The organism is Klebsiella sp. A-Nf5, from assembly GCF_002810545.1.
GTDB lineage: Bacteria > Pseudomonadota > Gammaproteobacteria > Enterobacterales > Enterobacteriaceae > Klebsiella > Klebsiella variicola.
Genome location: NZ_PIOG01000222.1, coordinates 237168 through 250678, shown reverse-complemented (window position 1 = coordinate 250678; position 13511 = coordinate 237168). Strand labels below are relative to the sequence as shown.

The 13511-nt window shown below is 56.1% G+C and carries 10 protein-coding genes and 1 pseudogene; 7 read left to right on the top strand and 4 right to left on the bottom strand.

The annotated features are described in order from the left end of the window. Nucleotides 1-54: 54 nt before the first annotated feature. Entirely contained in the window at nucleotides 55-954 is a 900-nt protein-coding gene (locus tag CWM53_RS21705) for an Rpn family recombination-promoting nuclease/putative transposase (RefSeq protein WP_074386712.1), read from the top strand. A 35-nt stretch (nucleotides 955-989) separates the two neighbouring features. On the opposite strand, the gene mscK is transcribed toward CWM53_RS21705, so the two are convergent. Both mscK and acrR read right to left on the bottom strand, forming a co-directional pair. After that, nucleotides 990-4337, bottom strand: coding sequence for a mechanosensitive channel MscK (gene mscK, locus CWM53_RS21700; RefSeq protein ID WP_100729382.1), 3348 nt, complete (start codon nucleotides 4335-4337; stop codon nucleotides 990-992). Nucleotides 4338-4464: 127 nt separating this feature from the next. Next, complete coding sequence (gene acrR, locus CWM53_RS21695; protein WP_100631438.1) at nucleotides 4465-5115, bottom strand: multidrug efflux transporter transcriptional repressor AcrR; 651 nt, start codon at nucleotides 5113-5115, stop codon at nucleotides 4465-4467. Between the two features lie 142 nt (nucleotides 5116-5257). On the opposite strand from acrR, the gene acrA reads away from it, so the two are divergent. From acrA to maa, 5 genes are all read left to right on the top strand, one after another. Continuing rightward, nucleotides 5258-6451, top strand: coding sequence for a multidrug efflux RND transporter periplasmic adaptor subunit AcrA (acrA, locus tag CWM53_RS21690; RefSeq protein ID WP_074386714.1), 1194 nt, complete (start codon nucleotides 5258-5260; stop codon nucleotides 6449-6451). Nucleotides 6452-6473: 22 nt separating this feature from the next. Beyond that, nucleotides 6474-9620, top strand: coding sequence for a multidrug efflux RND transporter permease subunit AcrB (acrB, locus tag CWM53_RS21685; protein ID WP_074386715.1), 3147 nt, complete (start codon nucleotides 6474-6476; stop codon nucleotides 9618-9620). A gap of 481 nt (nucleotides 9621-10101) precedes the next feature. Then, entirely contained in the window at nucleotides 10102-10476 is a 375-nt protein-coding gene (tomB, locus tag CWM53_RS21680) for an Hha toxicity modulator TomB (RefSeq protein ID WP_074386716.1), read from the top strand. 26 nt (nucleotides 10477-10502) lie between these two features. Continuing rightward, the gene (locus CWM53_RS21675; RefSeq protein WP_002892050.1) at nucleotides 10503-10721 is read left to right on the top strand and encodes an HHA domain-containing protein; all 219 of its coding nucleotides are present in this window, start codon (nucleotides 10503-10505) and stop codon (nucleotides 10719-10721) included. Between the two features lie 157 nt (nucleotides 10722-10878). Next, nucleotides 10879-11445 (top strand): maltose O-acetyltransferase, encoded by a 567-nt coding sequence (maa, locus tag CWM53_RS21670; RefSeq protein WP_074386717.1) that lies wholly within the window; start codon nucleotides 10879-10881, stop codon nucleotides 11443-11445. On the opposite strand, the pseudogene CWM53_RS31290 reads toward maa, so the two are convergent. Next, nucleotides 11417-11548 (bottom strand): annotated as a pseudogene (locus CWM53_RS31290) (hypothetical protein). The gene maa and the pseudogene CWM53_RS31290 sit on opposite strands and share 29 nt — an antisense overlap. 33 nt (nucleotides 11549-11581) lie before the next feature. On the opposite strand from CWM53_RS31290, the gene CWM53_RS21665 reads away from it, so the two are divergent. Next, nucleotides 11582-12052: a YlaC family protein gene (locus CWM53_RS21665; protein ID WP_061155526.1), complete on the top strand. Its 471-nt coding sequence runs from the start codon at nucleotides 11582-11584 to the stop codon at nucleotides 12050-12052. On the opposite strand, the gene CWM53_RS21660 is transcribed toward CWM53_RS21665, so the two are convergent. Beyond that, nucleotides 12021-13478 (bottom strand): PLP-dependent aminotransferase family protein, encoded by a 1458-nt coding sequence (locus tag CWM53_RS21660; RefSeq protein WP_074386718.1) that lies wholly within the window; start codon nucleotides 13476-13478, stop codon nucleotides 12021-12023. The two genes, CWM53_RS21665 and CWM53_RS21660, sit on opposite strands and share 32 nt — an antisense overlap. Nucleotides 13479-13511 lie beyond the last annotated feature (33 nt).

Sequence of the window (13511 nt, the reverse complement as noted above, 5' to 3'; positions counted from 1 at the left end):
GCAGTGTGCTGGCAGTCTGGTCCTCTGCGCATGACGCCACTGGAGACAATATTCATGGAGAAAGTCAGTCAAACCCCACACGACGCGGTGTTTCGTCAGATGCTCATGCATCAGGCGGTCGCGAAGGATTTTTTGCAGTTGTACCTCCCCGCGCCGTTTCTGGCGATCTGCGAACTGGATTCGCTGCAGCTGGTCTCCGGTAGCTTTGTTGAAGAGGACCTGCGCGCCAGCTATTCCGATATCCTTTACTCACTGCGCACGCGTCACGGACCCGGCTATGTTTACGCGCTGATTGAGCACCAGAGTACCCCGGACAAGCTGATGGCGTTTCGCCTGCTGCGCTATGCGCTGGCCGCCATGCAGCGTCATCTGGACGCCGGCCACGACACGCTGCCGCTGGTGGTGCCCATTCTCTTTTATCACGGCAAAGTTAGCCCCTGGCCCTGGGCCCGTCACTGGCAACAGCTATTCGCCGATCCGGCGCTGGCGAAGGCGCTCTATAGTGATGATTTTCCGCTGGTGGACCTCACCGTTATGCCAGATAATCAGATCGCCCGTCATCGGCGGATGGCCATGCTGGAGCTGCTGCAAAAGCATATCCGCCATCGCGATCTGGCCGAGCTGCAGGTGCCGCTGATTGCGCTGATGACGCAAGGCTATCTGACCGAAGCGCAGCTGAATACGCTGCTGCGCTATATGTTGCAGGCGGGAACGACGGAACATCCGGGGGCGCTGATCCGCACGCTGGCGGCGCAGTCGCCCAGGCATAAGGAGCTGATGATGACCATTGCCGAATGGCTGGAAGAAAAAGGGCGTAAACAGGGACAGCAAGAGGGTGAGCAGGAAGCCACTCGCAGCATCGCCGCCAGAATGCTGGCGCGCGGCCTCGAACGTCAAACCGTGCAGGAGCTCACCGGGCTCAGCGATGAAGAACTCGCCGCGCTGGCACCCTGAAGCAGCAGGGGCGGCTTTGCGCCGCCCCTCTTCGATCAGGACGCGGTGGTGGGCGCCAGATCGTCCCCCTTCCCGTCCCGCTTCACTTCGGTGACTTCATCGCCTTTTTCATTGCGCAGATGAACTTCCAGCTGGTTAAAGGCAATGTTGATGTCATTCTCCCGGCACAGGCGGTCGATGGCGCGGTTGAGCTCATCCACCGTGTAGCTGCGATCGCGCAGTTCACGAACATACAGACGCAGTTCATGATCCAGCGTACTGGCCCCGAAGGTGGTGAAGAACACCGACGGCGCCGGCTCCTGCATTACTTTCGGATGATCGTGCGCGGCCTTCAGCAGCACCTCTTTCACTTTATCCAGGTCTGAACCATAGGCAACGCCGAGGCGGATCACCACGCGAGTCACGGTGTCGGAGAGCGACCAGTTGATCAAGCGCTCGGTAACGAACGCCTTGTTCGGGATGATCACCTCTTTGCGATCGAAGTCGGTGATGGTGGTGGCGCGAATACGGATTTTGCTTACCGTACCGGAGAAAGTACCGATGGTTACCGTATCCCCAATGCGTACCGGACGCTCGAACAGAATGATCAGGCCGGAGACGAAGTTACCGAAGATCTCCTGCAGGCCAAAACCTAAACCAACCGACAGCGCGGCCGCCAGCCATTGCAGTTTATCCCAGGAGACGCCCAGCGACCCGAACACCGTCATCGCACCGATGGCGATAATCGCATAATTAAGAATGGTGGTGATGGCGTAGGAAGTTCCCTGACGCATATTGAGACGCGACAGGACCAGCACCTCCAGCAGACCCGGCAGGTTGCGTATTAGCGCCCAGGCGACCATCGACGCCACAATGGCAAACAGCAGACTGCCCATCGTGACACTGCGCACCACGCTGGCCCCCGCTTCGGTACCGTTGTAGTGCCAGAGGGTAATGCTGTCGAGATAGGCGAAAACGGTGATCAGATCAGACCAAATCGCCCAGAACATGACGGCAAAAAGCGCGATCATCACTAACATGGTGATACGCAGCGTCTGCTGGTTGACCTGCTCAAGAGCAATGGCCGGCTCCTCCTGCGGCTCGGCGCCTTCCGCGCCCTCCTTCACCAGATGCTGACGGCGCGCCAGTGCGCGACGCCAGGCGATACGCCGCGCCGCCACGCTCAGACCGCGCAGCACGGTCTGGTACAGCAGGTTCCAGATCATCACCAGATACACGGTCTCGATCCAGCGTCCCGCCAGGCGCAGCGTGGTGTAGAAGTAACCCGTTGCCGTCAGCACCATCAGGGCTACCGGGACAATAGACAGCACGGTGATCGTCAGCAGGCGCAGGCTGTGCGACTCTTTATCGCGCCAGCTTTCCCGGCACATCGGCCAGACCAGCACGGCAATCAGCAGCAGATTGAAGAAAATCACAAACTGCCCCAGCACGTCGTCCATCAGGTTCAGTGGCGACAGCTCGGAAATCACCGACCAGAAATTCAGCGGCAGCAGCGCGAGGCTGACGCGAACAATCTGCCGCCGCCAGTGGCTGGTCAACTGCGCCGGCATATTAAAGTGGCTGACCGCCACGCCGTTCTTTTCCAGCACTTTCCAGCACAGGCCGAAGATCAGCCAGAACATGGCCAGCTTTTTACTGTATGCCCACAGCAGACCGCTGATATTGAGCTGCATGGTGAGTAAGATCAGGCCAATCGCCAAAATCACCAGCACCACCGGCAAGGCTCGAATCAGGTCAATAAGGATCGCCTTTGGCGTATGCAGCTGGGTATCGTTGCGCAGCTGCCCCACCTGGGAAGCCAGCTTAGCCTGATAATCCTTCAGCCACTGCAGACGCCAGCGGATCAGGCCGGCAATCAGCAGCAATGGTAAACCGGCCAGGAAAGCGATAAACACCGCGGGCCACGCTTTTTCCCAGTTCACGGTGATTTTCATCGCCTTAAACTGACCTTTCAGCGCTTCCGGGAAGGCCTTAATCCACTCCCAGTCCATCGGTTTATTGCTGTTCACCCAGAAAATTTGCTGGGTCAAAATTTCCCTCAGGCTGCTTGAGACACTCATCAGCTGTTGCTGATTGATCTGCAGATTGATGGCCATCATCAGCTGGTTACCCAGCTGTTTATTAAACTGGTCAAGCAGCTCGCGGCGCATGTCGATCACTTCCAGCAGCGCGGCGTGCACTTCATCGTTCACTTCGCTGCTGTGTCCCTCTTCCAGTTTGGCGACAAAGGCGTCGCTCTGGAACAGCGCGTCGCGCTGCTGGTTCACCTCAAACTGTTCGAGCCGCAGGTCGGCGATGCGGTTGGTCATATCCTGCAGTTCGTCCGCCGACGGCAGCGTCTGCTGCTGCTGATAAAGAATGCGCGACAGCAGCAGGCTGCCTCTGAGCACGGAAATTTGCTCTTTTATATCCCGCTCAGACTGCAGAGCGCGGTCGAGCCAGTTCTTCACCTGGATATTGCGCTGTACCAGCTGGTTGCCGTTCTCCGTCGCCTGGATCAGCTTCTCGCTCAGCTGGTGGTTGATATCCAGCTCTTGTTTGACCAGCGGATTGGCCTGAATTCGCGTGGTTTCATCCGGGGTGACCGCCTCCTGGGCGGTTTTCTCCGTCAGCGTCAGCCGCTTGCTATTCACCGCCTCCTGCAGCAGCTGCAGCTGATGCTCCAGGCGGTTGCTCCAGGCGGTGACGTAGTCACGCTGCTTCTGCAGGGTATCCTGCAGGACGGTGTTGCCTTCGAGGCTCTTGCGCTGCTGCTCGATCTGCGCGTTGAGCAATGCCTGTTGCGCTTGCAACAGCACCTGCTGGGTCGGGCGCAGCGTCTCGTCGCCCACCGAAGTGCCATTCAGCCGATTGCGGATCTGCTGCAGCTGCTGGGAGGCGTTATACATGGCGTTCTGCACACGTTCCGGCTGCGTTTGCAGGGAAACCAGCTGGCTGTTGTAAGTCGCCAGATCGTTTTGCGCATTCTGCAGGTCGTCCAGCGTCTGGGTGACGCGTGACTCCAGTTGACGCAGAGAGAGTGTACTGAGCGTTTTGCGGGTGGCGGCGTCGTCGGGGACGTCGCTCAGGTTGTTGAGACTATCCACCGCCTGGCGCAGCTTCGCCGGGGCTTGCTCGACCTGCTGGCGGAGCTGCGTCGTCTCGCTTTTGATACGCTCGATTTTATCCAGCGTTTCCAGCGTCTGGGTCAAATCCTGCTGGACCAGTTTGTCCTGCGGAGTCAGTTCTTTTTGCTTGTTTAACGCATTGAGCTGGCTCTGCACCTCTGCCCGGTCGGGGAGGTCCGCGGCGCGGCCCTGGACTGGGCTGAAAAGGCCAATAAAGCAGAGCAGCGTAATGAAAAAGATAAACGTGGCGCGTTGCCTGGAGATCGTGTGCAGCATAGTAATATGAATGATTGCAAATGCCGGAGAATACCGGGGGTCGTCGCAAGCGCGCAGAATAGCACTTCTCAGCGCTGGCGAATAGCGGCGGACGGCGCTAAAAATTCACGTTCATCCGCGCGCTACGTTAAGCTGTCAGGCTCTCCGGGCCACGTAGCGTGGGACAGAACTGATACATCTCCAGCAGGATGGCGACGTAGTCTCGCGCTTCCGCATGCAGGTCGAACGAATCAGGGTCAAACAGCCAGTTTTCCATCAGTCCGGAAAGGTAGCTGCGCATTAACACGGCCGCCCGCCGGGTGAGTAAATTGGCGGGCAATAGCTTCGCGGCGATGCACTCTTTTAAGGTCTGCTCGATACGCTCGTAGCTCGCCAGGGAGAGCTGCCGCTGGGCCTGCTGCACCACGGTCATCTCACCGACAAACTCACACTTGTGGTAGATAATCTCCATCATTAATCGTCGACGTTCCTCTGTCACTGTCGCTTCAAGAACATAGACTAATATCTCCCTGATAACTGAGAGTGGATCGTTGGGGAATTTTGCCCGATACTCAATTTCGAGATCGCTAATACTGGCGTCTGACAGCTCCCAAATTTCGTTGAATAAATCTGATTTATTCTTGAAATGCCAGTAGATAGCCCCCCTCGTTACACCCGCAGCTTTTGCAATTGTTGCCAACGAGGTAGATGATACGCCTTGCTGCGAAAACAGACGCAGAGCAACATCCAGAATCAGTTGCCGGGTTTCACGTGCCTGTTGTTTGGTTTTTCGTGCCATAGGTTAATGACTTTACAGAGGTTACGTTTACATACATTTGTGAATGTATGTACCATAGCATGACCATAATAGAAAGACTGTAGTGGGTTTGTGGTTGTTTGAGCCACTGAACATTTTGAAATTGGACACTCGAGGTTTACATATGAACAAAAACAGAGGGTTAACGCCTCTGGCGGTCGTTCTGATGCTCTCAGGCAGCTTAGCGCTAACAGGATGTGACGATAAACCGGCTCAACAAGGAGCCCAGCACATGCCGGAAGTCGGTATTGTGACGCTCAAATCCGCACCTCTACAAATAACCACCGAACTGCCAGGCCGTACCAGCGCCTATCGCATTGCGGAAGTCCGTCCTCAGGTCAGTGGCATTATTTTAAAACGTAACTTCGTGGAAGGTAGCGATATCCAGGCCGGCGTCTCCCTATATCAGATCGATCCCGCCACCTATCAGGCCAACTATGACAGCGCCAAAGGCGACCTGGCAAAAGCCCAGGCGGCGGCAAACATGGATCAACTGACGGTCAAGCGTTATCAGAAACTGTTAGGCACCAAATATATTAGTCAACAAGACTACGATACCGCCGTCGCAACGGCGCAGCAAAGCAATGCGGCCGTGGTCGCGGCGAAAGCTGCCGTTGAAACTGCGCGCATCAATCTGGCCTACACCAAAGTCACCTCGCCAATTAGCGGCCGGATTGGTAAATCCGCGGTGACCGAAGGGGCGCTGGTGCAGAATGGTCAGTCGACCGCGCTGGCAACTGTTCAGCAGCTGGATCCGATCTATGTTGACGTCACCCAGTCGAGCAATGATTTCCTGCGCCTGAAACAGGAGCTGGCCGATGGCCGCCTGAAACAGGAAAATGGCAAAGCGAAAGTAGAGCTGGTCACCAATGACGGTCTTAAGTATCCGCAGTCCGGTACGCTGGAATTCTCGGATGTGACAGTCGATCAGACCACCGGCTCTATCACGCTGCGCGCGATTTTCCCGAACCCGGATCACAGCCTGTTACCAGGGATGTTCGTCCGTGCGCGTCTGGAAGAAGGGGTCAACCCTGACGCCCTGCTGGTACCGCAACAAGGCGTTACCCGTACGCCGCGCGGCGACGCCAGCGTCATGGTGGTCGGTGAAGGCGATAAAGTTGAAGTCCGCCAGGTCACAGCGTCTCAGGCGATTGGCGATAAATGGCTGGTGACTGACGGTCTGAAAACGGGCGATCGCGTTATCGTCACTGGCCTGCAAAAAATCAAACCAGGCGTACAGGTAAAAGCGCAGGAAGTAGCTTCTGATGATAAACAGCAAGCCGCAGGCAACGCGCCATCAGAACAAACCAAGTCTTAACTTAAACAGGAGCCGTTAAGACATGCCTAATTTCTTTATCGATCGCCCCATATTTGCATGGGTGATCGCCATCATCATCATGCTGGCTGGGGGATTATCGATCCTCAAATTGCCGGTAGCGCAATATCCGACGATTGCGCCGCCAGCAATTTCCATTACCGCCATGTACCCCGGTGCTGACGCCGAAACCGTGCAGAACACCGTGACTCAGGTTATCGAACAGAATATGAACGGTATCGACCACCTGATGTACATGTCCTCAAATGGCGACTCCACCGGTACGGCGACCATCACCCTGACCTTCGAATCCGGTACCGATCCGGATATTGCCCAGGTTCAGGTTCAGAACAAGCTGGCGCTGGCGACGCCTCTGCTGCCGCAAGAAGTACAGCAGCAAGGGATTAGCGTTGAGAAAGCGTCCAGCAGCTTCCTGATGGTTGTCGGCGTTATTAACACCAACGGCACCATGAACCAGGACGATATTTCGGACTACGTGGCGGCCAACATGAAGGACCCGATCAGCCGTACCAGCGGTGTCGGCGACGTTCAGCTGTTCGGTTCCCAGTACGCGATGCGTATCTGGATGGATCCGAACAAACTGAACAACTTCCAGCTGACGCCGGTGGACGTGATCAGCGCCCTGAAAGCGCAGAACGCCCAGGTGGCCGCGGGTCAGTTAGGCGGTACGCCGCCGGTGAAAGGCCAGCAGCTTAACGCCTCGATCATCGCGCAAACCCGTCTGACCAATACCGAAGAGTTTGGCAACATTCTGCTGAAGGTGAACCAGGACGGTTCCCAGGTTCGTCTGCGCGATGTCGCCAAAATTGAACTGGGCGGCGAAAGCTATGACGTGGTGGCGAAGTTTAACGGCCAGCCGGCATCCGGTCTGGGTATTAAACTGGCTACCGGCGCGAACGCGCTGGATACCGCCAACGCTATTCGCGCTGAACTGGCGAAGATGGAGCCGTTTTTCCCGTCGGGCCTGAAAATCGTTTACCCGTATGACACCACCCCGTTCGTGAAAATCTCTATTCACGAAGTGGTTAAAACGCTGGTAGAAGCGATCATCCTGGTGTTCCTGGTTATGTATCTGTTCCTGCAGAACTTCCGCGCCACGCTGATCCCGACCATCGCCGTACCGGTAGTCCTGTTAGGCACCTTCGCGGTGTTGGCAGCGTTTGGCTTCTCGATAAACACCCTGACGATGTTCGGGATGGTGCTCGCCATCGGCCTGTTGGTGGATGACGCCATCGTGGTGGTCGAGAACGTCGAGCGCGTAATGGCGGAAGAGGGTCTGCCGCCGAAAGAAGCGACGCGTAAATCGATGGGACAGATTCAGGGCGCGCTGGTCGGTATCGCCATGGTGCTGTCGGCGGTATTTATCCCGATGGCGTTCTTCGGCGGTTCAACCGGGGCCATCTATCGCCAGTTCTCCATCACCATCGTTTCTGCGATGGCGCTGTCGGTACTGGTGGCGTTGATCCTGACGCCAGCGCTGTGCGCCACGATGCTGAAGCCTATTCAGAAAGGCAGCCATGGCGCGACCACCGGTTTCTTCGGCTGGTTTAACCGCATGTTCGATAAGAGCACGCACCACTACACCGACAGCGTAGGCAACATTCTGCGCAGCACAGGTCGTTATCTGGTGCTGTATCTGATCATCGTGGTGGGCATGGCGTGGCTGTTCGTCCGTCTGCCGAGCTCGTTCCTGCCGGACGAGGACCAGGGGGTATTCCTGAGCATGGCGCAGCTGCCTGCCGGCGCCACCCAGGAGCGTACGCAGAAAGTGCTGGATGAGATGACGAATTACTATCTCACCAAAGAGAAGGACAACGTGGAATCCGTGTTTGCGGTTAACGGCTTCGGTTTCGCCGGCCGCGGCCAGAACACCGGCATCGCGTTCGTCTCGCTGAAAGACTGGAGCCAGCGTCCGGGTGAGGAAAACAAAGTTGAAGCGATCACCGGCCGGGCGATGGGCTACTTCTCGCAGATTAAAGATGCGATGGTGTTCGCCTTTAACCTGCCAGCTATCGTTGAACTGGGTACCGCGACCGGCTTTGACTTCCAGCTCATTGACCAGGGCGGTCTGGGACACGAAAAACTGACGCAAGCGCGAAATCAGCTGTTTGGCATGGTGGCGCAGCATCCTGACGTGTTAACCGGCGTGCGTCCTAACGGTCTGGAAGATACACCGCAGTTCAAAGTCGATATCGATCAGGAAAAAGCCCAGGCGCTGGGTGTCTCCATCAGTGACATTAACACCACGCTGGGCGCAGCCTGGGGCGGGAGCTATGTCAACGACTTTATTGACCGTGGCCGCGTGAAGAAAGTGTACATCATGTCTGAAGCGAAATACCGTATGCTGCCGGAAGACATTGGCAAGTGGTATGTTCGCGGCAGCGATGGTCAGATGGTGCCCTTCTCCGCCTTCTCTACCTCGCGCTGGGAATACGGTTCACCGCGTCTGGAACGCTACAACGGTCTGCCGTCGCTGGAAATTCTCGGCCAGGCAGCGCCAGGCAAGAGTACGGGTGAAGCGATGAGCCTGATGGAAGAGCTGGCGGGTAAACTGCCTTCTGGTATCGGCTACGACTGGACCGGGATGTCTTATCAGGAACGACTGTCCGGCAACCAGGCCCCTGCCCTGTACGCCATCTCCCTGATTGTCGTCTTCTTGTGTCTGGCGGCGCTGTATGAGAGCTGGTCGATACCGTTCTCGGTCATGCTGGTCGTCCCGTTGGGTGTGGTCGGTGCGCTGTTAGCCGCCACCTTCCGCGGTTTAACCAACGACGTTTACTTCCAGGTGGGTCTGTTGACCACCATCGGCCTGTCGGCGAAGAACGCCATATTGATCGTTGAATTCGCCAAAGATCTGATGGAGAAAGAGGGCAAAGGGCTGATTGAGGCGACGCTTGAAGCAGTACGTATGCGTCTGCGTCCGATCCTGATGACCTCCCTGGCGTTTATCCTCGGTGTTATGCCGCTGGTTATCAGCTCGGGTGCCGGCTCCGGCGCACAGAACGCCGTAGGTACTGGCGTAATGGGCGGGATGGTGACGGCGACGATTCTGGCGATCTTCTTCGTGCCGGTGTTCTTCGTGGTGGTTCGCCGCCGCTTTAGCAAGAAAACGGAAGATATTGAGCACAGCCATCAGGTTGAGCATCATTAATCGTTACACCTGAACAAAGGGCCGCATTCGCGGCCCTTTTTTTGTCCCTCGCCGCAGGGCACATATTGCCATTGTTTATTTTTCGTGCTGCATTTAATATATATTGATATGGCCCTGGCTATTTTTCACATTGCCTTGCGCTCATGATCTTTACACGCTCATTGACCAGGAATAATCCTAATACCAGCGCCCTCGGCCGGCGGTTTCTGAACGCGACTGCTGCCAGCCTTAAGCCAATGATTGATAAGACTTCTCTATTTCTCAGGTTGTGCTCCAGGGCCAAAGAAATTAATTTGTCTATTTTTAAGATAATTTCTCTCTGATAATTGTAATTTTTCGTAATAGCACGATGAAATCTGTTGGAGAGTGGATTATAGTTAAATCAGCAGGATTACTCAGTTAGTGTCAGGTCGGTTAGTCGTGTTCATCCCACAACGGTGTTTGTTAGTCGTCGTTTAAACCACTCAAAAGGGGATGCGTTATGGACGAATACTCGCCAAAAAGACATGATATTGCACAGCTACGCTTTCTCTGCGAAACGCTGTATCATGACTGCCTTGCAAACCTGGAAGAGAGCAACCATGGCTGGGTCAACGACCCGACTTCGGCTGTCAATCTTCAGTTAAATGAATTGATCGAGCACATTGCCACGTTCGCGCTTAATTATAAAATTAAGTACACTGAGGATAATAAGCTGGTCGCCCAGGTTGACGAATATCTGGACGATACTTTTACCTTGTTCAGTAACTACGGCATTAACTCAGCGGATTTGCAAAAGTGGAAAAAATCCGGTAATCGGCTATTTCGTTGCTTTGTCAACGCCAGTCGGGAAAACCCGGCCAGTCTCTCGTGTTAGAATTATTACAATCAAAAGGTGGAATTATGTCTGATAAGCCATTAACTAAAACAGACTATTTGATGCGCTTACGTCGTTGCCAGACAATTGACACGCTGGAGCGCGTCATTGAAAAAAATAAATATGAACTGTCTGATAATGAGCTGGCGGTATTTTACTCAGCCGCTGACCATCGTCTGGCTGAACTGACTATGAATAAGCTGTACGATAAGATCCCCACATCAGTCTGGAAGTTTATCCGCTAATTACTGCGCACGTAATGTTTGCCGACCGGATGCTAACCGCCGGCATTTGCAGGGTATCTTTGTGACACGATTCACAGCATTCATTCAACAGCAACCCTGTAACCGGTTTCTTTTTTATACTGCTGCGACCATTAAAAGTCAGGTATAAGGAAGACCCATGAGTGAAGAAAAACGCAAAATGATCGCCGGTGAGCTTTATCTATCTGGCGACCCGACCCTTCGCGCCGATCGCCTGCGCGCCAGACAGTTATTGCATCGTTATAATCATTCCTCCCCGGATGCGCAGGAAGAACGTCAGCATATTCTGGCCGAGCTGTTCGGTCGCGCCGGCGATGCGTATATCGAGCCAAGCTTTCGCTGCGACTACGGCTACAATATCTTTCTCGGCAACGCGTTTTACGCCAATTTTGACTGCGTGATGCTGGACGTCTGCCCTATTCATATTGGCGATAATTGCATGCTGGCGCCGGGTGTCCATATTTATACCGCCACCCATCCGCTGGATGCTGAGGCGCGTAACAGCGGCCAGGAATATGGCAAACCGGTGACCATTGGCCACAATGTGTGGATTGGCGGCCGGGCGGTGATCAATCCCGGGGTGACCATTGGCGATAATGCGGTCATTGCATCTGGAGCGGTAGTGACCAAAGATGTCCCGGCCTGTGCTGTCGTCGGCGGCAACCCGGCGCAGATCATCAAGCGCCTTCCGGTACCAAATCCGTAACTGTTATGCTTTTCTGTAACTGATCTGTTACTTTCGCCTCGGAATATTGCAACATAAAATAGCCTTCAGGCTGAGCCTGCTACGCCTGGTCCGCCGGGCGCACGCGGTTGGCTCATTGCAGAATTCGGGGACCAAGATGACAGAAATACAACGCCTGCTGACTCACACCATTGACGAACTCAACGTTCAGGAAAAACGCGATAATCGCCCGCGTTTTAGCATCAGTTTTATTCGCAACCATCCGGGGCTGTTTGTTGCCATGTATGCCGCGTTTCTGGCGACGCTGGTGGTCATGTTGCGCTCTGAAACGCTGGTAGACTCGGTCTGGTTACTGGTGGTGCTGTTCATCCTGTTCAACGCTTTTTTCTTCTTTGACGTCTATCCACGCTATCGTTATGAAGATATCGATGTCCTCGACTTTCGCGTGTGCTACAACGGGGAATGGTACAACACCCGCTTTGTTCCCCGGCAGCTGATCGAGCGTATTCTTCAGTCGCCGGATGTCGATGGCGAGCAGAAGGCGCAGCTCAAAAAGATGGTCGCCACCAAAGGCGAGCTCTCCTTCTACGACGTCTTTACACTGACCCGCGCCGGTGCTGCACAATAAGACGATTTAGCGTCCGCAGCGCCAACGGATAGCGGGAAGCAGAAGTATTACCATATCCCAGCACCAGCCCGCTCCGCGCTCGCTGCGGGTCGAGATAGAAATGACTTAACGCGGCAGGCGCCAGTTGAAACTGACGCGCCTGCTGCGCAATCGCCTGGTCATCAATCCCTTCCATTGCCACCGTCAGATGGAGCCCCCCTTCCCCGCCATGGACGTCGCATGGCACGGTTATCTCTTGCGCCAGTGCCTCACGCAGCTGTTGTTGACGCTTGCGGTACAGGCGACGCATGGCCGCCAGATGGCGGGCATAGTGCCCCTTCTCAATAAACCTGGCCAGCGCCCGCTGTTCAGTGCGGTGTCCCCCACGCAGCAACGTGCCAATCGCACCCTGCGCGGCATCCGCCAGCGCGGGCGGCATCACCATGAAGCCAATACGCAGCGCCGGAAATAGCGTTTTGCTGAAGGTACCGAGATACACAACCGGGGCATCAGGCACCATTCCCAGCATCGCCGGGATCGGCTCTCCGCTATGGCGAAACTCGCTGTCGTAGTCATCCTCCACAATCCACGCCCCGTGCAGGCGGGCATACTCCACCAGCGCCAGACGTCGCGCAGCGCTCATGACGCTCCCGAGGGGATACTGATGTGAAGGAGAGGTGAAAATGAGCCGAGGCGGCTCCGCGACGCCGTTGGCGATACCCATCCCTTCGTCATCGACCGCCATCCCGCTGACCCGCAGCCCTGCCCGCTGGAAGCTGCTCCTGGCCCCCAGGTAACCCGGCTCTTCCACCCACACGCTGTCGCCAGGATCCGTCAGCAGCGAAGCGCATAAGTTCACCCCTTCCAGCGCCCCCTCGGTAATGACAATCTGCCGAATATCGCAACGGATCCCCCGGGACAGCGCCAGATGGCGAGCGATAGCCTCCCGCAGCAGAGAGTCGCCTGCCGCCTCACCATAGCCCAGCAGCGCGCTGCCCTCGTCACGTAAGACGTTATCCATCAGCCGCCGCCACAGCGGCAACGGAAAATAGTTCACCGCCGGCATGCCAGGGGTAAACAGCAGCGCCGGAGAGTCGCGACGCATCGCGGCTGGCAGCCCTTGCAGCCGCTCAGGCAGCACAACGGGCGGCACCTTCACGGCCTCTTCGCGGCAGGCGGCGAGCGGTACCACCTGCGTCCCCTGACGGCTCCGTGTCAGGTACCCCTCCAGCGCCAGCTGCTCCAGTGCAGCATTGACCGTATTCCGCGACAGCTGCAGCCGTCCGGCAATCACTCGCGATCCGGGCAAACGGCAGCTGGCCGCCAGGGTTCCCTGCAGGATGGCATGGCGCAATGTGTGGTAAAGGGCCCGCTGCAGGGTCTCGTCCATTCGGTCACGCATCCCCTGCGTCACCAGCGTAAAAAACCCATCGTCCGGTATGTTCATTTCACCTCCTCGTGGCCCTATAAAAACATACTC

Bases quoted from the DNA above. Each gene is read 5' to 3' on its own strand.
- CWM53_RS21705 (WP_074386712.1), top strand. From the start codon at position 55: ATGGAGAAAGTCAGTCAAACCCCACACGACGCGGTGTTTCGTCAGATG.
- mscK (WP_100729382.1), bottom strand. From the start codon at position 4,337: ATGCTGCACACGATCTCCAGGCAACGCGCCACGTTTATCTTTTTCATT.
- acrR (WP_100631438.1), bottom strand. From the start codon at position 5,115: ATGGCACGAAAAACCAAACAACAGGCACGTGAAACCCGGCAACTGATT.
- acrA (WP_074386714.1), top strand. From the start codon at position 5,258: ATGAACAAAAACAGAGGGTTAACGCCTCTGGCGGTCGTTCTGATGCTC.
- acrB (WP_074386715.1), top strand. From the start codon at position 6,474: ATGCCTAATTTCTTTATCGATCGCCCCATATTTGCATGGGTGATCGCC.
- tomB (WP_074386716.1), top strand. From the start codon at position 10,102: ATGGACGAATACTCGCCAAAAAGACATGATATTGCACAGCTACGCTTT.
- CWM53_RS21675 (WP_002892050.1), top strand. From the start codon at position 10,503: ATGTCTGATAAGCCATTAACTAAAACAGACTATTTGATGCGCTTACGT.
- maa (WP_074386717.1), top strand. From the start codon at position 10,879: ATGAGTGAAGAAAAACGCAAAATGATCGCCGGTGAGCTTTATCTATCT.
- CWM53_RS21665 (WP_061155526.1), top strand. From the start codon at position 11,582: ATGACAGAAATACAACGCCTGCTGACTCACACCATTGACGAACTCAAC.
- CWM53_RS21660 (WP_074386718.1), bottom strand. From the start codon at position 13,478: ATGAACATACCGGACGATGGGTTTTTTACGCTGGTGACGCAGGGGATG.